The organism is Vibrio hepatarius (genome assembly GCF_043642085.1).
GTDB lineage: Bacteria > Pseudomonadota > Gammaproteobacteria > Enterobacterales > Vibrionaceae > Vibrio > Vibrio hepatarius_C.
This window is the reverse complement of sequence record NZ_JBHZSA010000004.1, coordinates 381,599-407,604: the sequence shown is the minus strand read 5'-3', so window position 1 is coordinate 407,604 and position 26,006 is coordinate 381,599. Positions and strand designations below refer to the sequence as shown.

Sequence of the window (26,006 nt, the reverse complement as noted above, 5' to 3'; positions counted from 1 at the left end):
GCGATAGGGAGTGAACACCGTCACTCCCTAACAATCGTTAATAGAGGGTCTGAGAAAGCTTAAATGATTTAAACAGACGTTCAGTAAACGGGTTCGCGTCAGATTCAGCGTTAATACGATAAATCATCTCACCACCAGCAAAGCCAAACTTGTAGTCAACCGAGGTTGGACTCGCCGCCAGTACATCCCCTTTATCCAGTAGCCTGAAAAATGCCCAAGGCCCTTGGATGTTAATACTGCGTGGGGAAGTATTGGTCTTAGTTGGCACTAAGGTAACTTTCGATATAGCAGAATCACGTAATGTATTTGGCCATATCAGCTCAGCTCCCGATCTTGGGCCATGACTATAAGATAAATATTGCCCATCGATATTCAGCACACTGCGGCGTTTATTGCTACTTAGCTGAATCGGCTCGACCGAGAAATTCACATCTAAGATGCCCTTACGATTAAAGAACGCCTGACGAATTCGCTGCGCTTGCTTAATTTGCGCTAACACTTCTGGCCTGATGATAGACTGCATTGAGTCAGAGCTATCGACAGAAATATTCTCATCAATAAAGACTTTAAGTTGGTTCGAGTAGAAATTATCCAGCGTACCTTTTGGCGCAAAGAAAGTCTCGAAGTCCTCTAATGCCACATCTTTAGTGGATTTATCGTTGAACGGGTATCGATTAGCAAGCTTGGCATAATATGGCTGATACACATCCTCATACCAACGCACTTCTAAATGCTTAACCGCTTCCTGTTTAACCACAAGCCAACTCTCATCTGCCAGCTTTTCCATCATCATATCTAATGGCTTTGGCAAGCCCGAAGAGATCCGTTTCAGCGTGTAAATGGGATCGGCGCTAACAAGTTTGACTCGCGATTTCGTCGCTTCAAGTGCCGCCATGCCTACGTCAGGGGACTCCTGAATGCTTTTTAGGTAAGCTTTTAGCTCGTCGACTGAATTAAGCACCTCATTAATATAAGGTGGTTGCTCGCCAACAGGTTTCAGCATCAAGTTCAGTTCAGCAAAAGGCGACTGAATATTCGACGATACTTGATACTTAGCATTTTTCACCAACTCAGCTTGCGCTTCATCTGAAACATTAAGGCCAGCGATTAACTGAGTGTTACTCTCTAGCGTTCTCAGTAGTCTCTGAAGAGGCTCGACGTTACCCGTGATGTTTTCTAGCACTACTACAGCATCATTGAGGTCGGAGAAATACTTCATATCGATATCATTGAGAGCGGCGCGCCACGTGTTGATGTAGTCCGCCACATACAAATTACGAATCTTCTCTCGCAAAACTTGCTTGTCTGCTTCACTAAATTGCGCCGTTTTCGACTGGCCCAATACCCAACTATCGATAAGGGCAAGCTCAGATACAGACTCAGATCGCGGCATAAAGTAGTTTTCAAATCCTTCCTTGGTTAGCATCTGAGGAATATACAAACTTTGGTTCGAGACCCGCTCTTCAAACACCACATCAAAGATTGGCCCAACGAGATTACGAATACTGATCGATGGACCAAGAACGGTCTGCGCATTAAGCTTCAAGTTACGATAAACACGCTGATCATTTGGCATGGTACTTAGCGCATCTTGCACCTCAGCAATGGTCGACTCGTATGGCTTCATCGCTGCAATCGCCAATTCATCTCCCGCTAGTTTTGAAGCCTCTAGATCAGTATGACGCATCGCATAGTCTAGATGATCAAGCAACTGGCCTTGAACCGCTTTATCCCCAGCAAAGGCTCGTTGCCAATACTTGCTAAAGTAATCGAGTACATAATCTTTATAGCGGCCACTCTTATCCACCATCATTCGATAGACTCTCAATGTGGCTAACTTTTCTTCGTCGCTAGAAGCTTGCTTTAAGTCCACAACCACATCTGCCATCAGGAGCGGCAAGAAACGGCTTTCAAGCAAGTTAAGGTAGGTGTCCTCAACCATAGGGCCAATTGTGTGTCCCTGGTAAAGGCCTAGATCAGAGATGTACTTTGGTTTTTCCCTAAAGAAACCAAATTCTAATGTCGCCTGACGAATCTTATTAAGTGGCTCCAAAATATCCTTCTGAGATGCGATGGATAAATTCGACGGGAACTGCTTTTTATATTCATTAACTTTGGTCAGTACCGCGTCTGACTGGTTATAGTTTTTTGAATAGTATTGATGCCAAGTACCAATCAATAGTACTGACGCTACAGTACAAGTTGCAAAAGAGAGCCCGATAAGGCGACGCTTCTGCTTGGCGACTCGGAAGTTATCCGAGGCCAGTCCCGCTTCCGGATAAATAATGTTGCTAAACAATTGCTGGGTGAAATACACCGTAGAGTTTTTTGCATGTTGAGCTTTGTTTATCGCGTGCGATAGGCCATAACGACGCGCTGCAGAGTCACTGAACGCGTTACTTGGCACCCCTTGCTGGTAAACCGACGTAAAGTAGGCACCACGCACCAATGCAGAGGTAGAGAATTGATCGCTCGATAACGCATCTTCAAAGAAGCCTTTCAAGATACTTTGCAAACCCGAAATCTGACGTGTAAAACTGTAGATCGCAGCACGCTCTTCTTGCTCTAGCGGCTCAGAAACGGCATGAGGAAGCAGCTCGTTAATTCGACCAACAAACTTCCCATATTCTTGGGTAAACTCTTCTAACCAGTGATCGACGTTTTCAACCGATTCAAGTGAAAAAGTGAAACCTAGCACTTCATCGCGCTGCTCTCTTGAGTAGTGCTTGAAGAAGGGTTCAAAGCCATGCAAAAGATCCAGCTTAGTCAAAGTGATATAGACAGGTAATCGCGTCGTCAATGTTTCCATTAGTTCACGGAGTCGTGCTCGCAACAGGTTCGCATAAGCCTTGCGTTCAGAAGCCGTTGAGGTGGCTAAATGAGAAATATCTAAAGCTAAAACAATACCATTCAGTGGTCTTCGGCTACGCGTTTTGTCTAGCCAATGAATAAAGTTAAGCCATAATCGGCGCTCAAGCTCACCATCATTATCTTCGCTTCGGTTGCCTTGAGTCAGCAGCTCACCGTCAGGGTCGATCAGTACCGATTCGTCACCAATCCACCAGTCAAACGAATATGGGTTATCACTCTTTTTACCCGATGCGCGCATAACAGATGAAAGCGCAAAGTTTTGCCCAGAGCGATTAATCAAGCTCGTCTTACCAGCATTTTCTAAGCCAAGTACGAGATACCAAGGCAGAGCATACAAATAATTTCGGCTATTCAAACTCTGCTTCATTTCCGCCATGACGCCATTTAATTCACTTTCTTGGCGCTGTTCATAAACAGAAATCGGATCTTGTTTCAGTTGCTCTTCACGCTGCTGCTGATTTTTAAGCGTCCGTAACCGCTTCCACTGCCATAAGCCCCAGCCGGAGATGGTAAACAAAGTAAAGATAACCGATGTTAAGCCACGGGCCATCACTGTTTCTAGAGGTCGAGTCTCTCCGATAGCAAGCCACGGGCCTGCCCACCAGATAGAGACATTGACTAAAATAAATAGAATAAGGAGTAAGACAGGCATTGCTGCTGCCATGCCCGGTTTGAATTTAGCTACAAACCCTATAACACTTTTCCACATGGGGATTCCTTTAACTTACACTGACGCTGTATTTTGCTCTAATTGTTCTATGAGCGAAGGTTCCCACTGAGAGACTTGCGCTTGCATAGCTTCTTGTTTTAAATGTTGAAATTGTTCTTTTGCCATTCCATCAAGATGATGATGTTTCAGCAGTTCGGCGCTAAGCAGTCGCCAGTAAAACCTTTCACGTGGTTCACTCGCTTTGACTAAACCATCATTGATTCTCGACATCGCAACGGCAATTCCGCCCTCTTTCGCAAGATTAAAGACTTCGTCCCTTTGCTCTTGCCAACTGTTCATTCGAGGCGCCGACGCATTGAGACCTTCACTGCTCTCGAGCCACTGCTTAACTGAGTCACTGACAAACGGTTCGCCATCTTTGAACTTCAAGTTAGTGACATGAGGAAAGCGCTCAATAAACGCCTGTGTTTCTTCTCTGATAGCTTGGCACCACTGCTCATAGCCAAGCGCTTTGGCGATGTCATGACTGAGTAACTGCCCTTCAAACCAAAATGGTGACATAGTGATGCTTTGTTCGACTTGTCGCCAAAGAGCTAAGTTAGGCTGAGAGCAACGGTCTCGATACTCTTTAGCACGATCAGCATTCATTCCTCTTAACAAGCAATGTCCATTACTATCGTGGTCTGGTAGCGAGCTAATCGCCCCCCACAAAGCATGACGACGAACTCGAATCGATAACGCGGCGCCAAACTCTTGTTCGGAGAGAAAGTCAGCCACTTTAAACAAGGTTTCTTTAGCCGCTTTGCCACTTGAGTTATCAATAACCAGAGGGGCAGGTCTAGTGTCGGGAACACTTGACATCGCATCGGAAATCACAGGCGATTCTTTACTGTTTACCTGCTCACGCTCACTCGCTTTACGCAGTTGGTTCTCTACGGTTAAAGCAATCGACTCAACCATGTCTGATGCGAGATCATTGGTCGCAATCACCTCTTGCCACGCTGATACAGCGCTACCCAAATCATCTCGTGCTTGGCCATCAAGTTGACTGAAGTCGAACTTATCCAGCGCCATCGAGAAACGTTGACACATTTGACTAAAGAACTTACGACGAGGGAGGTTGCCTCGCTTACCTGGCGCAGGAAAACTCTCCTGCCAATAGTGTGAAATAAAATCACCCATCACATTGAATGAAGTGACCAAGCGATCTGCGTTCAGGTCTTGGTGCAGACATTGCAGCAGATAAACCAAGAGTTTGATGTCTTTACTTTTCTCTTTGAGTAACTGAAGCGCACTGTGTTCTACCTCTTGCCACTGCACGCTCGCATGGGAGAGTGAGCCAACCTTCATCATCTGATCTTCAATGAAATCAAATAACGGTTCATCCAGCAGACGTTCACCGACTGGAGATGCATCACTAATCGGGGAAACAATGCAAGTGCGATATTGAGTAAGTTCCATATTTACCACCGACAACGCTGTCGTAATGGACTCAGCGCCGCTTGCAGCGCCACCGTGTCGAACTGCAGCCCATCAACCGTTTCTGAGTTCGACCTCAATGTCACCTTTCTTTGTTGAGCCATACGTTTCATCAGCTCTATCGCTGGGAGCCCCTGCGCTGATGAGAACACCACACCCTCATCATCACTTCTCCAATACTCACGCTGGCCTTGAGCAACTGAAACTGAAATACGTGCATCAATTAATGGTTTAGGTAGTGCCAACTGAACTCGGCTGATTTCATCCATGCAGCTCATAACGAGAACTGGGGAATCAGCCTCGCCCTGAGGCAATGCAGATAAAGTGACCCAAGCATCCTCACCCGAATCAGATTCATTTAAGGCTGGAGCCAAATCGTTTTCAGTCCTACTTTGCGGGTAAGCAAGCATCCACACTTTAGGCTTATCAGGTTCATGGCTCTGTCGCTTTAAGGCTACTGGCGTATCAAACAACTGATCAAAACACCTCAGTCGCTCAAGCCTTTTCGCAATGATTCGACATTGATCCACCTGCTCCCACTGATACGTGTTGGTCGCTTGAGCATTCACAGGTAGCCACCAAAGGGCACATGCTAGGCCAACAAGTCTGGTTATCACTATTCTCATAGCGCCTTGATCTCCAGCTTCTGACATTTGTATGCCAACGTTCTTTTCGGAATGCCTAAACTTTTCGCCGCTTTGCCTCGATTTCCGGCAAAGAAGTTTAGGCGATCGCGAATAATTTGCTCTTCGTAATCATTCACCGCTTGTTTCAAGTCTGTGATGCCAGCGAAGTCACTAGGTGGATGCTGATAAGGGCTATCTTGAACAAAGTGAGAATGGGGAGCCATTGGCGTTGGTTCACTCAAGCTTTTCAGCTCGAAGTTTAAGCATGCGATGCGATTAGCTAAGCTTCCTTCACTGATTTCCGAGTTGTCATCAGTCTGCGCACAGCCAAACTCAATGAGGTGTTTTAGTTCGCGCACATTACCCGGGAAAGCATATTGTTTTAAACAATCTAGTGCTCGGTAATGAAGGCCACGGATAGTGCGTCCATGTAGCTCATTAAACTCATTGATGAAGTGCACACTCAGTTGCTCGATATCTTCTAAGCGCTCCGCTAACCTTGGTAGGGTTAACGGGTATTGAAACAGTCGGTAGTAGAGATCTTGTCTGAATTTCTTGGCTTGGACTTGTGCTAATAGATTGACGTGTGTTGCAGAAACAAGTCGGAAATCAGACGCTTGCTCCTCTTTGCCACCTACAGGTCTAAATCTTTTGCTCTCAAGTACTCGCAACAACTTGGCTTGCAGGGCTAACGGCATGTCACCGATTTCATCTAAAAATAGCGTACCGCCGTCGGCTTGTGCAATCAGCCCTTGTCGATCAGACTCTGCACCTGAGAAGGCGCCTTTGCAGTAACCAAACAGCTCACTTTCTAACAGGTTCTCGGGAATCGCAGCACAGTTAATCGCCACCATTGGTTTTTTATTACGAGCAGAAAGCTGGTGAATTGCTTGAGCAACGAGTTCTTTACCTGTACCTGTCTCACCTTGAACCATGACAGATAAATGAGACGAAGCAGCACTTACAATCTGCTGACGAAGTCGCTGCATGGTTCTGCTTTCACCGATGAGCGAGTGTGACAGATCATTGGCAAGCTCATGCTGCTTTCGATCACGTTGAATCTCACTCAGAGACTCCGATAGCTCTTTAAGATCTCGCTGTTCTCTCTCTAATTCATCAAGTAACTGCCATTGCTTGGTAAATACCCCAACAAACGCGGTACACATGTCGTCTTCGAAAGTGGTGTTTATTTTGCATGGCTCCCCCTGCATATAAAGTACAAATTGAACGTACTTTGACTGCAAAGGTAGCGGCTGAATACGCACACCATCGAACATGCCTACTTGGGAAACTAATTCACAGAACGCTCGATCCGTTTGCCAAAATAACAGCTCATCGGCTGACAGCGTCATCGCCTTAGAGTTTTGCAACACGTGAGCAAACGGGTTACTTAAATCATTTACTGACCACGATACAGACAAGCTTGTATCGTGGGGGATCAGTCGGCGCCCTTCATTGTTAGGAGAAAGCACTAAGCAGTGTGCCAAACTCAGCTCTTCAATCAATACCTTAGCGAATGTCTGAGTTAACTCATCTTTGGATTTGATACCAATGAGCTCAGTCGTCCTTACTAACCAATTCGCCATACCTACTCCACTTCGCCTTTAAATTGACCGTCAACGGCGGACAATTGGATACGATTCACTGGCTTCTGCTCTGAAAGTTTGTTGAGTAGCGCGAGAGAAACTGGTGGCAGAAGCTGACCTTCAATAATGGCTTCAAGCATTCGGGCACCATTTTCTGAACGCGTCGCTCGGGCAAGGATTTCATCAATCAATGAAGACTCGATAACAACCTCTGCTTCATAACGCTCTTTAAATAGATGCTCTAATCGCTCAAGTTTCGCTCTTACAATAAGTTCAAGGACTTGAGGAGAAAGCGGCATATATGGGATGACTTCCATTCGAGCAAGTAACGCTGGTTTGAAGAAGGCAGCAAGCTCAGGATATAGCGCATCATCAAGGTCATCTAAGCGCTCTGAGTAATCGACAATTGTTTGAAAGCCAAGATTTGACGTGAGGAAGAAGACCACATTCTGGCAATCAATGATTCGACCTTCACCATCAGCAAGTTCACCTTTATCAAACGCCTGATAGAAGAGGTTTAATACTTCAGGGTGCGCTTTTTCGACTTCATCAAGCAAAACGACCGAGTAAGGCATCTTGCGAATAGCCTCAGTTAATACACCACCCTCGCCATAGCCAACATAACCCGGAGGAGAGCCGATCAGTCGAGAAACGGTGTGCTTCTCTTGATACTCAGACATGTTGATGGTGGTTAAGAACTGTTTGCCACCATAGAGGTGCTCGGCCAACTGCACGACTGTCTCGGTTTTACCCACACCACTTGGACCAACGAGAAGGAATGCACCTTTTGGTCTACCTGGGCGACGAAGGTCGGCTCTCGCCGTTAGAAGATGTTTATGTACTCGCTCAATCGCAACATCTTGACCTTTAATTGCACGGCCTAAAATTGAGGTCAAATGGGTAATTTTATACAGCTCGTCGCTATTCATTTGATCGACAGGTACGCCAGTCCAATCGGCAATCACTTCAGCAATTTGCTGGCCATCGACCTGAGGATGAATAAGACGTTCTTTATGAGGAATCGCATCAATCTCTTTGTACTTAGCACGGATCTGATCACTGCACTCTAAACGCTCTTCATCACTTTGTTCATCTGCCGATAGCTGCGTTCGTAGCTCAATGATCTCTTCTACAAGCTGCTTTTGATACTGCCAACTTTCACTCAGTGCTTGGTGCTCTTGTTCATCGGCAATACTTTGCGTTTGCAGCTCATCCAATCTCGCCGTATCTAAGTCTTGGCCTAATAGCTGAGCACGATTGAGCATGTCAATCTCAAGCTGACGCTGATGCTTCGCTGTTTCAATTGCGGCAAGACGTTTAGGCGGAGTGGTCAAATTAATCGCAATACGAGCACATGCGGTATCTAACACATCGATCGCTTTATCCGGCAGTTGACGACCAGAGATATAACGCGCCGACAGCTCTGAAGCAGCTTTAAGTGCTTCGTCGGTAATTAGGACCTTATGGGTATTTTCATAAACTGAGTTAAGCCCTCGCAATATATCTACCGCTTGATCAACACTCGGTTCATCCAACTTGACCAGTTGGAATCTGCGTGTCAATGCTGGATCTTTCTCAAAGTATTTCTTATATTCTTTCCAGGTTGTCGCGGCTATGGTGCTTAGCTCACCACGGGCAAGGGCCGGCTTAAGCAAGTTCGCGGCATCACCGCCACCTTCTTGATTGCCTGCGCCGATAAGCGTGTGTGCTTCGTCAATGAAAAGGATGATTGGCGACGGTGAATGTTTGATCGCATCAATCACACCTTTAAGTCTTTTTTCAAACTCGCCTTTAACGGAAGCACCAGCTTGAAGTAGCCCTAGATCCAGTGAGTAGAGTTCGACATTTTTTAGCTGGTTGGGTACCTGACCAGAAGCAATGCACAATGCCAATCCTTCAATTACTGCGCTTTTACCTACCCCGGCATCACCCACTACGATTGGGTTGTTCTTTCTACGGCGACAAAGGATATCGATCATCAAACTGATCTCATGCTCTCGACATAGCACAGGATCCAATTCTTGGTTACGCGCTTGCGCGGTTACATTGGTGCAGTACTTATCTAAAATGGATAAATCCGAACCTGACGCCGCGTTGCTATGACCTTTCTTTTTATCAACCACTTGAGTTTCTGAAGAGTCAACTAAGATCGCAGTGAAGTGTTTGCGTAAGTTTTCACGATTGATGCCACCGGTCACTTTGACCAAATTCGGAACCATGTAACGATCCGCACGCGTCAAAGCGGCAAGCAAAATCGCACCAGAGCGAAGTTCCGTCTGATTTAGTTCTGTGGTTGAAAGTAACCATGCTTCTTGAAGCAACTCCACCAATAGCGGAGAAAACGCAGGGTAGCTGTCTAGAGCTGTCTCGCGAGTATAGCCATCAACCAAAGCGCGATTCAGCTCATCAATCTCAAGGTTAGCTTGTTTAAAGATCAGCCTAACGTCTGATAACGGGTTATTTAGCAGCACCTCAAGGTAATGCTCGAAAGTAATTTCGCCATGTTGGCGTTCAATACAAACAGTCGCAGCTTGTTCTAGTGCAAGCTTACTCTGCTCGTTTAACTTTGATATAAGAGTTGGAAGCTCGATACGTATCACGGTAATAACCTAGCCTTAATTATTGTTATAAAATTTGATTCAGTTGCTCAATCACATCACTTGTTTTGACATGAAGGAGATAGCTGTAACCAATAAATGTACCGACCCAAAGCAGCGCGAAACCTGCAAAAATGGTCCAAATCGGTAACTGTTTGCTGATCTTGTATTTAGAGCGAACAACGTGCTCTGTTGCATGAGTCAGTTGAACAGGTTTCTGCTCTTCATCGTGATGCAGTAAGTGATAGAGTCGGTCGATCACTTTTTCTCTTTCTTGTTGCCCCGACTCAATTACGCGATATTTACCTTCAAACCCTAAAACAAGGCATTGGTAGATGAACTCCAACAGCTCTGTGTAGTTTTCAGGCTCTTTTTCAAGACGTTTCAGTACCGTAAATACCTTTTCTCCGCCCCAAGTTTCATTGTGAAATCGAGATAGAAGTGAGTGCTCGGCCCATACGGTGTTAGCGCCCCATTCGGTTCCTAACACAGCCTCATCGAGGAAGGTGCATAAGATGTAGCGATAAGCCATTAGCACAGCATGTTCGTAACCAAGGCCAGTCAGCTCAATTTCAATGTTTTTGATTTCCTCTAACGTCTGCTCGTAAATTACTTCAATATTTTCGCAATCTGTTAGCTGACGAATACGCAGGGAAAGTCCGAACAATGGCGTTGACGCATCAATGAGTGGGTTATGCAAACTGCCACGAAGTTGAAACCAATAGTCTTGGTCATGGTTGATTTTTTCAGCATCATCAAACAGTAAGCTGCTGAATTGAGTACTTTTCTTATCCACGTCTAATCCCTTATTGCCCAGAACTGTAAATCAAGGTCGTCAAATGCGGCCGCGATATGGAAAGCAAAGCCACTAGACTGCGATAGCTGCTGCCATGCACTACTTGTCTTATCCAACTGGTAGTAGATGTAACCAGCGTGATACGGCAACTGACGCGGTGCCACTGGTAACACGACCAAAGGAACACCTGGTAACTGCAAGGAAATCAGCTCACGGATTTTCTCTACCGAAGAGACTTTGGTTTGCTGGGTAAATTGACGACGTAAATCATCCATTGGCATACGTGCTTTAACTGCGATGATAAAGTCAGCCGTTTGCATAAGCTGTGGATCTTGAATTGGTGCCACCATCAAGCCATATTTGCGTTTATCAAGTTGAATCGCGACCGCTCTTGGCTCTAATACAACGCTGAGCGCTTGACGTAAGTTGCGAATCAAAGGCCAGAATGATTCAGTCGGCATATCATGGTTATAGCTGACCGCATTAGGTGGCAGTCGACTTTCATCAGTGAACGTAGCTAGCTCACCAACCACCGTAGATAAGCTTTCAAATAGACGCTCTGGGTGTAAACTACGTAGCTCTGCTAAGTGGTGAATTTGTGGCTGTAATCGGTTTAGGGCTTGTAGCAACATAAAGTCAGAGACATCCGCCACGCCGCCTTGCGCCGGAGAACCAATTCGCTGAGCAATGTTTTTGGCACGCTCGCGCATCAGACCTGAAATTTCGTTAATGAAACGGTGAAGCGATGAGTTCGCTGCTACGTTGACGAGACATGGAATAAAGTCTGGATCCATCACCACACTACCATCAGGACGTTTTTCCAATATTCTTCCTACCGCCATAGAGGCATACGCACTGCGGTCTTCTTTTTCCAGCATCAATTGGATACGAATCGGAGATACATCAATGGTAGTCATATCACCTTGCAAGGTATGCACATCACGCACCTCTAGTCGGCGACTCTCATATCTACCCGTACCCTGAGCGTCAGGCCAGTTAATCTCTCGTAAAGATTCACTGCGCAGCGGAACCGCTAAGTAAACAAGCTGGTTCGCCAGAGAAGCATCGTCAATTTCTAACGCGTCTGGGTGAACATCTTCTTGAGGGATTCGAAATACCGAACCATCAGGCATAACGCCAACCGCTCGCTCGATGGCAATGCGACCAAACGAAAGATACTCAGGGTTGAACGCAAACTCCGAGATACCATACAAATAACGACTGACTGTACTCAATCGCTCATCCATAAAGTATTCTGAGTAGCGCTGTTGCTGTTGGAAGTGCTGGGGTTTTATGAAAAGTCCTTCGTTCCAAATTACACGATTTCGTGAAAACATCTTCTCTATTCCACCCTTTGTAAATCTACTTCGTAATCATTGAGTAACATCAGTAAGTGATACTCCCTTCCCTGCTTGATGACCTTGACGGCCTTCTTCCACTCACTGAGTTCAATGTCGGAAAAGTTGGCGAGGACGCCGATATAGTTCGTCTCATCAGTCACTTCAATTTCATTCACAAACTTGAATTGGCCAGGTAGCAAGACATAGTCATAGCTCTTGATAAAGTTACTTTTTAAAGCCTTTTTATAGTCTTGTTTTAGCTGGTCGTAGCTGGATGACATAAACATTGAGTCATCAACTAACTCGAATACTTGAATCTCAACTGGTGCGGCTTCTCCCCACACGTTCGGATTCATTCCCTCTGTCGCTACGAGACTGAATGTCACCTTCGTGGGTGCTTTTGCTGGGCTTACAGGTTCACTGCTACACCCAGTCATTAACGCAAAACAAAAGCACGCAAAGAGCAAATGTCTCACGATCAGTACTCCAGTTGCTTTTCTCGGATTTTGCGGTCATACGATTGTTCAAAGATTTCCCAGAACAGTTTTTCAAACCCTTGCTGGCGATGTGACGCCAATTCTTGGTAGTAGCTGCAGTACATTTGCCAAGCCCAAGCATCGCCATCCTCAACGCTAGATTGATGAGAGCGCTTATAGTTTTGGAATCGACTTAAGAGTACGTCTGGAGAGAATGCACCTAAGATTTGCGTTAATGCTTCGCCTGTTGCGTACTGCATCGCCTCATTGTGCGCTTGTACATTGGCTAAGCTTTCTTCAATCGCAAATGGGGCAGATAAATGCACAGCACTCTTATTTGAGTCATAAAGCGTTTGAATGGTTTCTTGATAAGAGAGGCCCAACCTTAGAGGGTTATCCTCAATCGGCTGTAAGTTGCGGTTTAGTGTGCCAAAACGCCCTTGGTTCACTTGTTGGTGCAGAGCTAAGATGCCTTTAATACAAGACTGCAGTGACTCACCTAGCTCCTGAGACAACATCTGCATACGAGCGATATCATCCGTACCACTTAGTTGTGCGCCCAAACCATTGAGCAAAGGTCCTGTGAGTAAATGTCCACCTAAACCTGAAGTCGGTACATCACTACTTGTTTCCGTTGGAAGGCTTTTTGCCACCTCTTCCTCTAACAAATCTAATTCTTGTTCGTCCATTTGAAAGCCCTCTAAAACGTTGGTTGTTATTTTTTGTTGGTCAATACCAGTAACCTGACTTGACTCGATTTTTTGTGTGGTATTGGTATTTTGGTCTGGCTTACGCGCTTGCTTCGATCGAAAGCCAAAATTAAGAATTTTCTTGAGCATCATTGATGACGACAGCTCGTTATTGCTATCGGATTGCATAACAATGTCCGACTTTTGCGGTGAAAGATCTTCTTCAAGCCCTAAGCTGGCTGGCACTGAGTCATTACTGCTCTTCGGCTCATCGTCAATCAGGGACTGTGTCTTTTCTGATACGTAATCGCCCAACGCATCTAATGGATCCGTTTTCTCTGCTGACTTATTTTTAGGTGCGGGCTCTTGCTCAAAAGCATGATTTGATAACAGGTCAGCTCCAGGGTCTGAAAAAAGGGTGGTAAGGGATTCAGAGCAGATTTCTGTATCTAAGTCGCCAACAATGACGCGTATTTCGTATGGACCAATGCGGATATGGTCGTTATGAGCGAGTTTTGCTAAAAACTCTTTGCCCACTGGCATCACAGATCCATTGATGTACGTTTCACCGCAAAGATCTTTTAGACAAAAAGCGCCATCTAACATCAATATTTCGCAATGCTCAGGGAAAACTTCACCCTTAGAGTCAGAAAGTAACCAATGAACGTTGTCATCAGAACCAATTACTCCGCCCTCAACTCCCCATTCCATTAGCGCCGAGAGTCTTGACTCTAGTTTTTGTACATTGGTAACCAATAACGTCAACTTGGTTAAAGGAGATTTGCCCATCATCATTGCCTTACTTGAATTAATACGTTTTTCTTGTCGCTACTTTGGCCAAGAAACGATGTCCAGCCCAAGGCGACATTCGACTCTTTGCTCAATAGGATTTGTTGAGGCTCTTCACTCGCCATAGTCAGTGATAAGTCGTAAGCCATTTGCTCACGTAAAATGAACTCAACCAGTTTACAAAGCGGTTCAAACTCCTTACCTGACGGCAAGAAATCTAAGAACCGACTGCGGCTTAACCCATCGATCCAAATCGTAAACTTACCATTGCAATCGACTACCGAATCGCCAACGATGGTTGACACGCCCAAAGCTGCATTCCCTAGACCAACTGAGGTCTGCTGCGAAGGCGCTATATCCACTTTTCTTTTCGTCCACTGCTCAATTCGAACCTCTTTCAAATCAAAACAGTGGGCTATGATTCCCGCCACGACTTGTGGAGAGCGACTTCGACCCGCTAACGTGCCTGAATAAGCCAGCATCTTGCACCAGTTGATTGGCGTATCACCTCTAAGGTCCGTTGAACCTAATCCAACCAAAGAGAGTAGCTGTGCAGAAAAGTCATCTTTCGCATCCGGCTGAAAGCGAACGAAGTATCGGTACTTTCGCCAGATGCGATATAGCAGGCTAATTAAGCGGTTATTGAAAAAATCAAAAAACTGCTGCTTTTGTCCACCAGGCCCTTCCATCAAAAGTTGCTCAACGACATAGCCAGGCAGCGGCGATTGCGCGCCTGACAGACCGAAAAAATTGGTCGTCATGATCATGCGGTCATCATTGAGCACATCTAAACTCGCCACATCTGCCGGTGAAAAACCCAAACTCGGATTGCCACTGAACATCAACTGGCAGTTACGCTCCCATTCATACTCTTCAGGGTCGACCCCTTTGAGCTTTTGAACCAATTCAACCAATTGGTAAAAGCTATAATCATATACTTCACTCGGCATACCGATTGGCTGCTGAGACGCCTCGTCATCAGTTAAATGAGAGGTTGCATTCCCGTTTGAGAACCCCATGTGTACCTCTCTTGATTAGTAACATTGACGACGTGTAGCTCATGGAACGAGTTGATGCTGGCGTACAACGCAAAGAAGTGGCTTAAAACCGTGCCAAAAAGATACAGATCCCCTTCAGAACCGAAGCCTGCTTGATCGATATAAAGCGTGGACTGCAAGCCTCTGATCGGTAAGCCACGCATAATTTTGTCGATTGGTTTTGACTCAATCTTCTGAATCGCCTCTAGACGACGTTTTGATACTTTCTCAGCCTGGCGATCGACCAAAGCTTTAAAGTCATACGCTCTTAAGACACTGCTTAGTGCATCCTTTGAAAGCAGCGATAAATAGTTAAGAGATAAATTAGAAATCAGCGTCCACAGCAAGCTCCCATCAAGCACAGGCCTTAATGATTGCGATGGAACCGATATATTGGAAAATGTTGCAAAAGGCGGCGAAGTATCCGTTGCTTCGCAGATGTCACCTACGCCTAGCTCTAAAGGCAATAGTCGATTGGTACACGTAAGCTTTATTGAGACCGCTTCATCAACATCAATAGAGACGGTTTCATCACTTCTGACAAAAGATATAAAGCTATCAAAACCATCTTTTCGAATGCTCTCTTTGATTCGAGTTCGATAGTAAAGAGCCTGGCGGTGACGCACTCGCTCTACTTCATGCTGAAAGCTCTCAAATGGAGAGTAAATACGCTTTGAGCCTCGGACTCGCTTGCCTTCTTGCTGTCCGTCTTGCCAACCGACAACACTTTCAACATTAAACACTTCATAATGCGCAGGGTAACGGCTAGACGGTATAACCCGGTACTCAGAATGACGACCGGACAAATCGATAGGGTCAGCGTCGTGATGGAACAAGTTAATAATTGGCGTACAGTAAAGTTGGAAGTTCTCTTGCTGTACTCTTACATCAACAGGAAGCGTCTTGGAAAAGTGCAGCTTAATGGTAAATTCGCCACTGACGCTTTTTGGAATAACCTTATCTAAGCGTGATAGGTCAAAAAAGTGGAAGGCTTCAGGAAACGACAGATATTCCTGCAGAATACGATATCCCTCATAGACGTTGGTCGGATAAGGGAGTAGAGCGTCATTGCTGCCAAAGCCAACGACACTAAAACTGTCTTTAGGCAGAGAAAACTCCGCACCATTTATATCAATGGTGACTTTATCCAGATAGTGGTTTAACCATAGATAAAGCATTTGAGAACTGTATTTGTCGCCACCAAGGTAAAAACGCAAATCCTCTAGAAGGGCATTACCCAGAGTAACGTCACCCTGAGTGCTCAACATCACATCAATAACAGTCGCTTCGCGAGTGTGCTGCGCTCGTACATCAACACTCTCAATCGGATAAATTTCCACTTCTCTACACGTTTGGAAGTGACATTTCGTTCCGAAAATAGCTTTACTGTCGACCTGAGTTCCTTTGTTGATCAACTGCTTTTCGCTGACACTTTGATCAGGGGTAAAGGCCAAGATACTCATACTCGGCACAGGTCGAAGGTAATTGGGCCAAAGCATATTAATCATCGAGTGAGTCAGTTCAGGAAACTCGTCTTCAACTTTCTCTCGCAAGCGCCCTGTTAAGAAGGCAAAACCTTCTAGTAAGCGTTCAACATCCGGGTCTAATGTTCGACCATGGAGGAAGCGTGAAAGCTGAGGGTAAATCTCAGTAAACTCACGTCCTTGCTCTTTAAGAAAAGTAAGCTCTTCTCTAAAGTATTTATCTTGGCTCATATTCCTTAAACCACTCGATATTTTCTGTTCTGATCTAGCAGCAGGTCAAATTGCACCTTGTCATGGATCGCATCACTATTTATCTGTGCAGTAATACGAAACTGCAGAGATAGCGGGCGATCTCGGTCCAAAATAGCTGTAACTTCTATGTGTTTTAAGCGTGGCTCAAACTGGCGTAGACAGTCTTGAATGGATAACTTCACCTTCAAAGACAAATCTAAGGTATCTAGCGTGGCATCATTAAAATCGATAAGGCCTAGAGTCGGCGCACTTTGCGCGCCTCCGACCCGAGTATTAAGGACTTTAGCGACATTTCGTTTAATCGAAGCCAACACATCTTCTGGGTAAGGACCTTGAGTAAATGAAACAGGATCAGAGTTGGCTTCTAAGCGTTCTAAGAAGCCAACACCAAACGTACTCTCTTCAGGTGCAAAGTACGTCATTTCAATTACGCCTGATCTAGTCGACCAACAAGTGACAGTTCAAAGTTTGCGCCCATATACTTGAAGTGAGGACGAACAGACAGTGACACTTGGTACCAACCAGGGTTTCCTTGTACGTCAGCAACATCAATTTTTGCTGCGCGTAGTGGACGTCGGCTGCGTACATCTGCTGGCGGGTTTTCCTGATCCGCTACAAATTGCTTAATCCAAGTGTTAAGTTCGCGCTCAAGATCTTGACGCTCTTTCCATGAACCAATCTGCTCGCGTTGTAGCACTTTGATATAGTGCGCAAGACGGTTAATGATCATCATGTAAGGCAACTGAGTACCAAGCTTATAGTTCGTCTCCGCTTCTTTACCTTCTTTGGTATTTGGGAATACCTTCGGTTTCTGGATAGAGTTAGCTGAGAAAAACGCTGCATTGTCACTGCCCTTACGCATAGTCAAGGCAATGAAGCCTTCTTCAGCCAATTCGAACTCTTTGCGATCAGTAATCAACACTTCTGTTGGGATCTTCGCTTGAAGAGCGCCCATTGACTCAAACACATGCACTGGTAAATCTTCAACCGCACCACCACTTTGTGGGCCGATGATATTTGGGCACCAACGGTATTTAGCAAAGCTATCCGTTAATCTTGTCGCTAGTGCAAACGCCGTATTGCCCCACAAGTAATGTTCATGTGATGCAGCAACACTTTCAGCATAATTGAATGATTTGATTGGATTCTCTACTGGGTCATAAGGAACACGCAGTAAGAAACGAGGAGCCGTTAGGCCAAGATAACGTGCATCTTCTGACTCACGAAGTGAACGCCATTTGGTGTATTTAGGACTTTCAAAGATTGATTTCACATCTTTAATGTTTGGCAATTCTTCATAGCTATCTAAGCCGAAGAATTCAGGACCTACACTCGATAAGAACGGAGCATGAGCCATTGCACCTAGTGCGCCCATGTATTGAAGTAATTTCATGTCCGGAGTTGAAGGAGTGAAGCTAAAGTTACCCACGATCGCACCAGTTGGCTCACCACCAAATTGGCCGTAACCAGATGAGTAAACGTGTTTGTACAATCCAGACTGAGTCGTTTCTGGTGCAAACTCAAAGTCTTCTAGTAGTTCTTCTTTTGTTACATGCAGCAGATCGATTTTGTTGTTCTCACCAAAGTCAGTACGATCCACGAATAACTTCAAACCACGCCAAGCTGATTCCATTTGTTGGAACTTCTCGTCATGCAGAATCTCATCCATTTGCGCGCTAATTTTCTTGTCTAGTTCAACAAGCATTTGATCAACGAGAGATTTGTTAACTGCTTCATCAGTTTGCTGTGAACCAATCAAATTCTCGATAAACGCAGCAACGCCTTTTTTGGCAACGTCATAACCTTCTTCGCTTGGTGCGAGCTTGGTCTGTGCCATAATTTCATCTAATAGACTCCCCTCGGAGAGCTGTGGTCTTTCTAGTACCGATTCTGTAGACATTAAAATGTATCCCTAATCCAAAATGACAAATGTTAGTCGTGTTAACTTGTTCTAATTACTTTCTTCACTAACGAGGTTTAGTTCACTGAGTAGCTTGTCGCGCGACTCCTCAGAACTCAGCAGTTCCTGCAAGCGGTCTCTGAATGCTGGAATGTTGCCAAGTGGTCCTTTTAACGCGACTAGGGCTTCTCTTAGCTCAATAAGTTTATTCAACTCAGGAACTTGACTAGCGATAGAGTCTGGGTTGAAGTCGGTAAGGGCGTTGAAACGAAGCTCGACTGGCATATCAGCATTTTCATCATCGCCTAGTTTGTTTTTGACGACCGTAGACAAACCTAATTCGCTTTCACGCATAACGGACTCAAAGTTATTTTTGTCCACTGAAACGGTACTGCGCTCCTCAACAGGCGTGTCTTCGGTGTGGCCTTTAAAATCACCGACTACTAAAGTTTTTAGAGGTAGTTCGATTTCAGCCTGAGCATCACCAGTTGCTGGGATGTATTTGATATTAATGCGTTCTTTAGGTGCAACGCTTCCTTCCTTCGACATGGTCAAGGGTCTCCGATTTAAATTACAGGGTGGTTGACGTTTACTGAATTAGGATTAATAGCCTAAATAGCGTAAGCAAAGAAATAAATTAGCTATAATTTCTTTCACTACGTAGTACTTATTTATCAGAAATAAACATAAATTTAATCTCAATTCATTAGTGTGGAATATTACTTTATTTGCTAAAAGCGAAAAATAAGACAGCTACCGGTAAATAGTAAGAATAATCCGACACAAATATGATTTATACCGCATAGAGATATTCTTAATTAATACCGGACACTATCTAACACTTCATCATATCTAATAAAATCTTTTCCTGACATTAAGGCATTCCTAATATAGTCAGATTTCTTTGTTTGTTCTTTATCGGTTAACTTTGCAAGTTTAGCGAAATCATCTTCAGCTTGAGAATATAAAGATGGCAATACGTCTCTACCTGCTGTCTGTAAAAACACTTCTAGATATGCTTTTGATTTAACTAAATCTATACCAACGAAGTCATACTGCTCACTCTCGCCTCGATAAATTTTTGAAAGAGACAGAAGAGAGGTTAAATCCCCACTTTCTAAGGCTTTTTCACGCCAAATCAAAGCTTGTTGGAAATCACTCCCTGCTTCAAATATCGCGACAATACGTCTAATCGCGGGTATATAACCTAACTCAGCGGCCTTAACGTACTGGCTCATAATAGTCCGGTCTTTTTTAGCCTGAAAAATGAAGCTTATATGACCATTTTTAATCCTTTCACCTTCTTCCATAAAAGCTTTTGCCACACCAAACTGTTGCGCTTTTTCTAAATAGTATGCAGATAGCTCATTGTCATTGATAAAGTAATACTGAGATAATCTGAAGTACGCGAAGCTAGGCTCCGTGGCACCAAGCTCTATCAGTTGGTCGTGGTATTCATCACGCAGCTTGGACTTTTCAGCAGAGCTTACCCAAGCAGCTTTAGTGTATAGGTAATGCATTGCTGCCAAGCTGCCATTGCTCGCTGCGAGTGTCAGGTATTGTTGATAAGAGTTATCTTCTTGATAAGCAGTGCGCTTTCTCTTCAGCTCAATCGCATATACATAGCTCGCGTTAGCATGGCCAGCGTCAGCGGCGAATTTTAAGTATTCTAATGCGGCATCATTTTTGAGCTGAACTCGTAAAAGCTCGCCATATTCGTAGGCTTCTTCAGGTGTCAACGCACTAACATCGTACATTTCTTTCCCGACAGCCCAAGAAGAAAAACAGATAATAAAAGCCAGTGTAACAAGTGTTTTTTTGACTAATACATGGAATAAGTATCTAGCCAATATTAACACTGCTTCCCCCTTGCAAAACACCACCACAGCCTACGGAATCTCCTATTCTAGCAGCCGGTTTACCGTCAATTTTTACGGTAGCTGAACCAGAAGAAATCGCCCTATCATGTTTAGGATTCTTAGGTTTATCGTGCGCTTCTAAAGGGTCTCCCAGACGGGCGACCGAAATACCATCTGCTTTTACTGTTCCCGAACCAGATATAATCGGGGTCGGTGGAAATCCATCATGGCCAGTGCCTATATGCCCAACAAGAGCTGCTTTGCCCATTTCTGTCTCCTAGACGTTTCATCCTGATACAGCCATTAAGCAAATATCAAACCAGATATTAACTCATACTAAAGGCTAATAAATACGTTAAGTAAGGTGGGGACTCTAACTTATTTATTGCCTCACTGGCAACTATTTACCCGTAATGAGTAATATATTTCCGATCCTCACTCCATAAGCATTTAAATAATAAACATATCAATTTCATAGCACTTAGCATTAATAATTAAATTATTATTAATATGCCAACAGTTTTTATAGAGGAGTCATTAATGACATATTAATAAAATAAAAATTAATCATTTTGGAATTAATCTTGGATTTTTTATTATTATTTTGGGAACATTCCCGATAAAACATATATTACTAATATATGTAATATCGTGAACAGCGTAGCAGTCTGTGTTAGTATCGCTCGCTAAATTTTCATGAGGTCAGTGGAATGGATTGTCGATTAGGGTGCGGAGCTTGTTGTGTTGCTCCGAGTATTTCATCTCCTATTCCAGGAATGCCAAACGGCAAACCTGCTGGTGTACGCTGTATTCAGCTCAATAACGAGAATCTGTGTAGTCTGTTTGGAAAAGCAGAAAGACCCAAGGTATGTCACCAATTCAAAGCATGCCCAGTCATATGTGGAACTACGACGCAACAAGCGTTGGACAACATTACTGAGCTTGAAATTATCACCTAAATTGAGCGGGCAATTATTTGCCAGTCGTGTTTTTCGGGTACAAAAAAACCGCAGTAACTGCGGTTTTTTACTAGGACAGTTTTTGCCTGCCGAGCAATGAGTGCGACAATGTTGTACCGTCAACTAACTCTAGTTCACCGCCCACAGGGACTCCGTGAGCAATTCGACTTGCAGAGACCTGATGTTCACGACAAAGCTCTGCTATGTAATGAGCAGTCGCTTCACCTTCTACTGTCGGGTTGGTCGCCAGAATCACTTCAGTGACATCTCCACGGCGAAGACGGTAATCGAGCACGTCGAGGCCAATATCACTAGGGCCAATTCCATCTAAGGGTGATAGGTGCCCCATCAATACAAAGTAACGCCCAGAAAACTGACCAGTTGCTTCTACCGCAGCAATATCTGCAGGGCTCTCTACAACACACATTTGGCCATTTTCTTGTCGTTTTGGATTGGTACAGATATGACAAACTTCTTCTTCAGTAAAAGTTCGGCATTCACTGCAGTGACCAATTTCGGTCATTGACTGACTGAGCGCATCCGCTAACTGCAATCCGCCTTTTCTATCTCGCTGTAACAAATGAAAGGCCATACGCTGCGCCGACTTGGGGCCAACCCCAGGTAGACAACGTAAGGCCTCCATCAATTGCTCCAGCATATGACTGGTGCGCATTAATCTTTACTCGATTAGAATGGCATCTTCATGCCTGGTGGTAGTTGCATACCGCCAGTTACACCTGCCATTTTTTCTTTTTGAGTTTCCTCAACACGACGCGCCGCATCGTTGAAAGCAGCTGCGATCAAATCTTCTAGCATTTCTTTGTCGTCTTCCATTAGACTCTCGTCAATTTCAACACGACGCACACTGTGACTACCAGTAATGGTTACTTTCACTAGGCCAGCACCAGACTCACCTGTTACTTCCATATTAGCGATTTCTTCTTGAAGCTTTTGCATGCGATCTTGCATTTGCTGGGCTTGCTTCATTAGATTGCCCATACCGCCTTTACCAAACATGTTTATCTCTCTGGTTATTTAGCTTATTTCGTTATTAGATTGGGTTGAAGACAAATAGTTTCAACCCCTCAAATTAAATTGGCCTTACACTCTCGGAGTCTAGATCTGCCGCAAATCGCTTCTCGATAAATTGCACATGCGGATCATTTTCTAAGCTGGTAAATGCCTGTTGCAGTCGGCCTTGGTAGAGTTTATCTCTCAACTCAAGCGGGGTTTCTCCGCTGTCACCAACTTCAACGCTTAATTGGCATTCTTCACCTAATACTCGATTTAGTTCACCAAGCAGTTCACTTTGAGCCTTATCGGTATTTAAGTGCGCCTGTGTTGATCGTAGTGTTAAAGCGATGGTTGAGCCACTTTTCTCATACCAAGAATTCAGTGCTAATTGCTCGGTTAGCTTCGCCGTGTTGAGCTGACTGATAAGTTTGGCCCATTCACTTTGGTTCAAACTCTCATCGACTAGCTTTTGCACCATTTCTGGTGTTTTCTCATGTTCTAACGCCTTTTTGAGTAACGTTGGCGTTAGTTCTAATGTCTCTTTTTTTGCCTGTGGAAGAATTGGCTTCCACTGATAAGGCTCATTCTTAGCGGGTTCAGGTGCCACATTTGGGTTATGGCTTGATAATGGCGACACCTGCCCTGCTCCAACGTGTTTCTTAGCTACACGGTCAAGAACAGACTCTGATTTTGCAGATGTCGCATTAGCCTTTTTTGGCGAATTACCCTGAGTTGGATTAATACCTTTACGCTGAGAACGCAGTTGATGTCTCAAGCCACTCACTGGTGACGATGAACGTGCATCAGATTGCGAGCGATTCATCGGTTGAGACTGTGGCGCTTCCTGCACTGAACCATATTGCTCTGGTGGCATATATTGAGGTTCGTCGTAGTGCGGCGGAGGCTCAGGCATGTAATCCATTGGCGGCGCATCATAACCTTGCGCTGGCGGCACTGGATTCGCAGATGTCATATTCTGAGATGCTGGCGGCTGCGGCGCTTGAGGCGCAGGGGCAACCTGAGACGGCTTCGGTGCAGGCCGTGAAGTTACGGGCGCAGCTACTGGCGCACTCGCAAGCTGTGGCTCTGCATCCGTTGAAATCACGTTCGCCTGCGGTTTAGACGCAGGCCTAAATGCCATCATTCGCAGAATAACCATCTCTAGACCAATACGTTCAGACGGTGCCAAAGGCAGATCTTCTCGGCCTTTCAATGCAATCTGGTAGTACAACTGAACATCTTGCGGGCTCAAAGCACGACTTAATAATTCAATTTTTTCAGCGTCAGGTTGCGCTTGGTCTAATGTTGCAGGTAGAGCTTGGTACATCGCTAGGCGATGCAATTGAGTCGATAACTGTTGAAGTAACCCGTCCCACTCAACACCATTTTGAGCCAATGCAGAGATGCACTCCATAGCGGTCTGAGCTTGCTTGGAGCTAATAGCCTCTAGTAGATGCAATGCTTGATCAGTATCTAGCGTGCCGAGCATGTGCGCTACGCTATCCGTCAGAACTTGACCATTGCCAAGTGCAATGGCTTGGTCCGTTAGACTCAATGCGTCACGCATACTGCCATCAGCCGCATGAGAAATCATACCCAAGGCGCGTGCTTCTGCGCTGACTTGCTCTTCTTTTAGAATATGATCAAGCTGCTCATGAATAGTATCAACACTGATTGGCTTCAAATGGAACTGAAGACAGCGCGATAAAATCGTCACCGGCAGTTTTTGCGGATCGGTTGTCGCGAGCAGGAACTTCACATACTCAGGCGGCTCTTCAAGCGTCTTAAGCAGCGCATTGAAACTATGACGCGAAAGCATGTGGACTTCATCGATAAGGTAAACCTTAAAGCGCCCACGTGCAGGTTTGTACTGAACGTTATCCAACAGTTCACGAGTATCTTCAACCTTAGTGCGAGAAGCCGCATCGATTTCTAATAAATCAACAAAACGACCTTCGTCTATCTCTTTACAAGTATCACACGTACCACATGGATTGGCGGTGATCCCTGATTCACAGTTCAACCCTTTAGCAAACAAACGTCCGATCGATGTTTTACCGACCCCTCGCGTCCCACTAAACAGATACGCGTGGTGCAGACGGTTCTGGGCTAAAGCATTTTCAAGTGCTGTTAAAACGTGGGCTTGACCAACTACTTCATTGAATTTAGTCGGTCGCCACTTTCGCGCTAAGGCAAGATAACTCATGAAACTATATCCATTACAAACCTACCCGATTAGTGACCTTCAAACTCACAGATGCTGTATACGTCTAGGCCTAAACCTTCAAGACGCTTATCACCACCGATTTCAGGAAGGTTAATCACAAACGCAGCGTGTTCTACAACGCCACCAAGCTGACGAATTAGCTTAGTCGTTGCTTCGATTGTGCCGCCTGTTGCCAATAGGTCATCAACCATTAGCACTTTGTCGCCTTCTGTGATGGCATCAGTATGAATTTCAAGTGTATCGGTACCATATTCAAGCTCGTATGACTGAGCAACCGTTGCGCGAGGTAGCTTGCCTGGCTTACGTACTGGCACAAAACCAAGACCTAGCTCAAGAGCCAGTGGAGCACCAAATAGGAAACCACGAGCTTCAGTTCCAACCACTTTGGTAAAGCCCATATCTTTGTACTTATCAACAAGTAGCTGGATAGTAGCTTGGTAAGCCTTTGCGTCTTCCATTAGGCTCGTCACATCACGGAATAGGATGCCTGGTTTTGGGTAGTCAGGAATACTTTTGATGCTCGATTTGATCTGCGTGATTGTTTCAGTTGTCATAATTCTATACTTAGATTGGCTATATCATTGCTAGACACCATCACTGGGTCTAGATTCAGCATAGTTTTTAGCACAATCTACCCTATAGATATGCCCGAAACAGTCATCACGGATCGTTGTGCTTAAAACAGTGCCTAAAAAACAAACGCCCACTTAAAAAAGTGGGCACACTTCCCAGCAATCTTAGTGATTTTCTTTGCTATCGGCAAGGTACTCAGTCACAGGTAAACGAATAAACCAGCTCAGCAATACCACCAGCATTACCACTAGCATGATCTTTAACCAGAAATGTGGCACGACCCAAATTGACAACGTAAAACTGAATACAATCCAGATAGCGCCACGCTTTTTCACTTTGGCTGTGACAGCGCGATTTTGATGCCAGTTATCTAAGATTGGCCCGAACGTTTTGTGATTGTGTAACCAACGATGAAAACGAGGGCTGCTGCGCATAAAGCAAGCGCTTGATAGCAGAATGAAAGGCGTAGTAGGAAGAAGGGGAAGGAAAATACCGATGATGCCCAGAATCAGGCTGAGCACGCCAACAACGTATAGAAAAACTCTGCGAATAATGATGGCATGCTCCGTAAGCCGCTATTAGAACCCTGCGTACCCATTCAACACTCGAATCCAAGTCAGTGTTGCTGGAAGAGTTGGGATCAGTAGTACAGCAATAAATCCTAGAAAGTAGAAGATATTATAAGGTTCTTTAAAATCGTTGTCTGCCATGAGCTTGCTTCTCTAAATCTTGAAGGTGACGATATGCCCAATAGATCATTAACTAGATGTTAATAAGTTGGG

Annotated in this window: 23 protein-coding genes; 1 reads left to right on the top strand and 22 read right to left on the bottom strand. The window is 44.9% G+C overall.

The features are described 5' to 3' along the window. Positions 1–37: 37 nt before the first annotated feature. From tssM to ACHUFZ_RS11065, 16 genes are all read right to left on the bottom strand, one after another. Positions 38–3,580 carry a type VI secretion system membrane subunit TssM gene (tssM, locus tag ACHUFZ_RS11140; RefSeq protein ID WP_463596537.1) on the bottom strand — a complete coding sequence of 1,181 codons (3,543 nt, stop codon included), beginning with the start codon at positions 3,578–3,580 and terminating at the stop codon, positions 38–40. Positions 3,581–3,595: 15 nt separating this feature from the next. Continuing rightward, entirely contained in the window at positions 3,596–5,002 is a 1,407-nt protein-coding gene (gene tssA, locus ACHUFZ_RS11135; protein ID WP_394127219.1) for a type VI secretion system protein TssA, read from the bottom strand. 2 nt (positions 5,003–5,004) lie between these two features. Next, positions 5,005–5,646 (bottom strand): type VI secretion system-associated protein VasI, encoded by a 642-nt coding sequence (vasI, locus tag ACHUFZ_RS11130; protein WP_394127218.1) that lies wholly within the window; start codon positions 5,644–5,646, stop codon positions 5,005–5,007. After that, complete coding sequence (locus tag ACHUFZ_RS11125; protein ID WP_394127217.1) at positions 5,643–7,232, bottom strand: sigma-54 interaction domain-containing protein; 1,590 nt, start codon at positions 7,230–7,232, stop codon at positions 5,643–5,645. Before ACHUFZ_RS11125 ends, vasI begins: the two co-directional genes overlap by 4 nt. Positions 7,233–7,234: 2 nt before the next feature. Then, on the bottom strand, positions 7,235–9,832 hold the full coding sequence (gene tssH / locus ACHUFZ_RS11120; RefSeq protein WP_394127216.1) for a type VI secretion system ATPase TssH: 2,598 nt from the start codon (positions 9,830–9,832) through the stop codon (positions 7,235–7,237). 25 nt (positions 9,833–9,857) lie between these two features. Beyond that, on the bottom strand, positions 9,858–10,625 hold the full coding sequence (gene icmH, locus ACHUFZ_RS11115; RefSeq protein ID WP_134835824.1) for a type IVB secretion system protein IcmH/DotU: 768 nt from the start codon (positions 10,623–10,625) through the stop codon (positions 9,858–9,860). A gap of 2 nt (positions 10,626–10,627) precedes the next feature. Next, on the bottom strand, positions 10,628–11,962 hold the full coding sequence (tssK, locus tag ACHUFZ_RS11110; RefSeq protein WP_394127215.1) for a type VI secretion system baseplate subunit TssK: 1,335 nt from the start codon (positions 11,960–11,962) through the stop codon (positions 10,628–10,630). A gap of 5 nt (positions 11,963–11,967) precedes the next feature. After that, entirely contained in the window at positions 11,968–12,441 is a 474-nt protein-coding gene (gene tssJ / locus ACHUFZ_RS11105; protein WP_394127214.1) for a type VI secretion system lipoprotein TssJ, read from the bottom strand. Positions 12,442–12,443: 2 nt separating this feature from the next. Further along, positions 12,444–13,919 carry a type VI secretion system-associated FHA domain protein TagH gene (tagH, locus tag ACHUFZ_RS11100; RefSeq protein ID WP_394127337.1) on the bottom strand — a complete coding sequence of 492 codons (1,476 nt, stop codon included), beginning with the start codon at positions 13,917–13,919 and terminating at the stop codon, positions 12,444–12,446. Between the two features lie 2 nt (positions 13,920–13,921). Then, a complete protein-coding gene (gene tssG / locus ACHUFZ_RS11095; protein ID WP_394127213.1) occupies positions 13,922–14,938 on the bottom strand; it encodes a type VI secretion system baseplate subunit TssG in 1,017 nt (338 codons plus the stop codon). After that, positions 14,902–16,671, bottom strand: coding sequence for a type VI secretion system baseplate subunit TssF (tssF, locus tag ACHUFZ_RS11090; RefSeq protein ID WP_394127212.1), 1,770 nt, complete (start codon positions 16,669–16,671; stop codon positions 14,902–14,904). Before tssF ends, tssG begins: the two co-directional genes overlap by 37 nt. Positions 16,672–16,676: 5 nt before the next feature. Continuing rightward, positions 16,677–17,114: a type VI secretion system baseplate subunit TssE gene (gene tssE, locus ACHUFZ_RS11085; RefSeq protein WP_394127211.1), complete on the bottom strand. Its 438-nt coding sequence runs from the start codon at positions 17,112–17,114 to the stop codon at positions 16,677–16,679. 5 nt (positions 17,115–17,119) lie between these two features. After that, entirely contained in the window at positions 17,120–18,592 is a 1,473-nt protein-coding gene (tssC, locus tag ACHUFZ_RS11080; RefSeq protein WP_394127210.1) for a type VI secretion system contractile sheath large subunit, read from the bottom strand. A 51-nt stretch (positions 18,593–18,643) separates the two neighbouring features. After that, positions 18,644–19,141: a type VI secretion system contractile sheath small subunit gene (tssB, locus tag ACHUFZ_RS11075; RefSeq protein WP_394127209.1), complete on the bottom strand. Its 498-nt coding sequence runs from the start codon at positions 19,139–19,141 to the stop codon at positions 18,644–18,646. 269 nt (positions 19,142–19,410) lie between these two features. Next, complete coding sequence (locus ACHUFZ_RS11070; protein ID WP_394127208.1) at positions 19,411–20,451, bottom strand: hypothetical protein; 1,041 nt, start codon at positions 20,449–20,451, stop codon at positions 19,411–19,413. After that, on the bottom strand, positions 20,435–20,719 hold the full coding sequence (locus tag ACHUFZ_RS11065; protein WP_134835833.1) for a type VI secretion system PAAR protein: 285 nt from the start codon (positions 20,717–20,719) through the stop codon (positions 20,435–20,437). Before ACHUFZ_RS11065 ends, ACHUFZ_RS11070 begins: the two co-directional genes overlap by 17 nt. Positions 20,720–21,161: 442 nt before the next feature. Here ACHUFZ_RS11065 and ACHUFZ_RS11060 point away from each other — a divergent pair, with 442 nt between their 5' ends. Further along, on the top strand, positions 21,162–21,410 hold the full coding sequence (locus ACHUFZ_RS11060; RefSeq protein ID WP_394127207.1) for a YkgJ family cysteine cluster protein: 249 nt from the start codon (positions 21,162–21,164) through the stop codon (positions 21,408–21,410). Positions 21,411–21,480: 70 nt separating this feature from the next. Here the strand turns inward: ACHUFZ_RS11060 and recR are convergent, their stop codons facing one another. The 6 genes from recR to ACHUFZ_RS11030 form a co-directional block, all read right to left on the bottom strand. Continuing rightward, positions 21,481–22,083, bottom strand: a complete 603-nt coding sequence (gene recR, locus ACHUFZ_RS11055) for a recombination mediator RecR (RefSeq protein WP_053438436.1) — start codon at positions 22,081–22,083, stop codon at positions 21,481–21,483. Positions 22,084–22,097: 14 nt separating this feature from the next. Next, positions 22,098–22,427 (bottom strand): YbaB/EbfC family nucleoid-associated protein, encoded by a 330-nt coding sequence (locus ACHUFZ_RS11050; RefSeq protein ID WP_004413339.1) that lies wholly within the window; start codon positions 22,425–22,427, stop codon positions 22,098–22,100. 73 nt (positions 22,428–22,500) lie between these two features. Further along, positions 22,501–24,630: a DNA polymerase III subunit gamma/tau gene (dnaX, locus tag ACHUFZ_RS11045; protein WP_394127206.1), complete on the bottom strand. Its 2,130-nt coding sequence runs from the start codon at positions 24,628–24,630 to the stop codon at positions 22,501–22,503. A gap of 29 nt (positions 24,631–24,659) precedes the next feature. Further along, on the bottom strand, positions 24,660–25,205 hold the full coding sequence (gene apt / locus ACHUFZ_RS11040) for an adenine phosphoribosyltransferase (protein ID WP_394127205.1): 546 nt from the start codon (positions 25,203–25,205) through the stop codon (positions 24,660–24,662). 183 nt (positions 25,206–25,388) lie between these two features. Beyond that, complete coding sequence (locus tag ACHUFZ_RS11035) at positions 25,389–25,736, bottom strand: YbaN family protein (RefSeq protein WP_053438665.1); 348 nt, start codon at positions 25,734–25,736, stop codon at positions 25,389–25,391. Between the two features lie 66 nt (positions 25,737–25,802). After that, a complete protein-coding gene (locus tag ACHUFZ_RS11030; RefSeq protein WP_004413335.1) occupies positions 25,803–25,934 on the bottom strand; it encodes a hypothetical protein in 132 nt (43 codons plus the stop codon). Positions 25,935–26,006: the final 72 nt, after the last annotated feature.

What these genes read in the sequence shown, in the direction of transcription:
- tssM (WP_463596537.1), bottom strand. Translation starts at nt 3,580, where the DNA reads ATGTGGAAAAGTGTTATAGGGTTTGTAGCTAAATTCAAACCGGGCATG.
- tssA (WP_394127219.1), bottom strand. Translation starts at nt 5,002, where the DNA reads ATGGAACTTACTCAATATCGCACTTGCATTGTTTCCCCGATTAGTGAT.
- vasI (WP_394127218.1), bottom strand. Translation starts at nt 5,646, where the DNA reads ATGAGAATAGTGATAACCAGACTTGTTGGCCTAGCATGTGCCCTTTGG.
- ACHUFZ_RS11125 (WP_394127217.1), bottom strand. Translation starts at nt 7,232, where the DNA reads ATGGCGAATTGGTTAGTAAGGACGACTGAGCTCATTGGTATCAAATCC.
- tssK (WP_394127215.1), bottom strand. Translation starts at nt 11,962, where the DNA reads ATGTTTTCACGAAATCGTGTAATTTGGAACGAAGGACTTTTCATAAAA.
- tagH (WP_394127337.1), bottom strand. Translation starts at nt 13,919, where the DNA reads ATGGGCAAATCTCCTTTAACCAAGTTGACGTTATTGGTTACCAATGTA.
- tssG (WP_394127213.1), bottom strand. Translation starts at nt 14,938, where the DNA reads ATGGGGTTCTCAAACGGGAATGCAACCTCTCATTTAACTGATGACGAG.
- tssF (WP_394127212.1), bottom strand. Translation starts at nt 16,671, where the DNA reads ATGAGCCAAGATAAATACTTTAGAGAAGAGCTTACTTTTCTTAAAGAG.
- tssE (WP_394127211.1), bottom strand. Translation starts at nt 17,114, where the DNA reads ATGACGTACTTTGCACCTGAAGAGAGTACGTTTGGTGTTGGCTTCTTA.
- tssC (WP_394127210.1), bottom strand. Translation starts at nt 18,592, where the DNA reads ATGTCTACAGAATCGGTACTAGAAAGACCACAGCTCTCCGAGGGGAGT.
- tssB (WP_394127209.1), bottom strand. Translation starts at nt 19,141, where the DNA reads ATGTCGAAGGAAGGAAGCGTTGCACCTAAAGAACGCATTAATATCAAA.
- ACHUFZ_RS11065 (WP_134835833.1), bottom strand. Translation starts at nt 20,719, where the DNA reads ATGGGCAAAGCAGCTCTTGTTGGGCATATAGGCACTGGCCATGATGGA.
- ACHUFZ_RS11060 (WP_394127207.1), top strand. Translation starts at nt 21,162, where the DNA reads ATGGATTGTCGATTAGGGTGCGGAGCTTGTTGTGTTGCTCCGAGTATT.
- recR (WP_053438436.1), bottom strand. Translation starts at nt 22,083, where the DNA reads ATGCGCACCAGTCATATGCTGGAGCAATTGATGGAGGCCTTACGTTGT.
- ACHUFZ_RS11050 (WP_004413339.1), bottom strand. Translation starts at nt 22,427, where the DNA reads ATGTTTGGTAAAGGCGGTATGGGCAATCTAATGAAGCAAGCCCAGCAA.
- dnaX (WP_394127206.1), bottom strand. Translation starts at nt 24,630, where the DNA reads ATGAGTTATCTTGCCTTAGCGCGAAAGTGGCGACCGACTAAATTCAAT.
- apt (WP_394127205.1), bottom strand. Translation starts at nt 25,205, where the DNA reads ATGACAACTGAAACAATCACGCAGATCAAATCGAGCATCAAAAGTATT.
- ACHUFZ_RS11030 (WP_004413335.1), bottom strand. Translation starts at nt 25,934, where the DNA reads ATGGCAGACAACGATTTTAAAGAACCTTATAATATCTTCTACTTTCTA.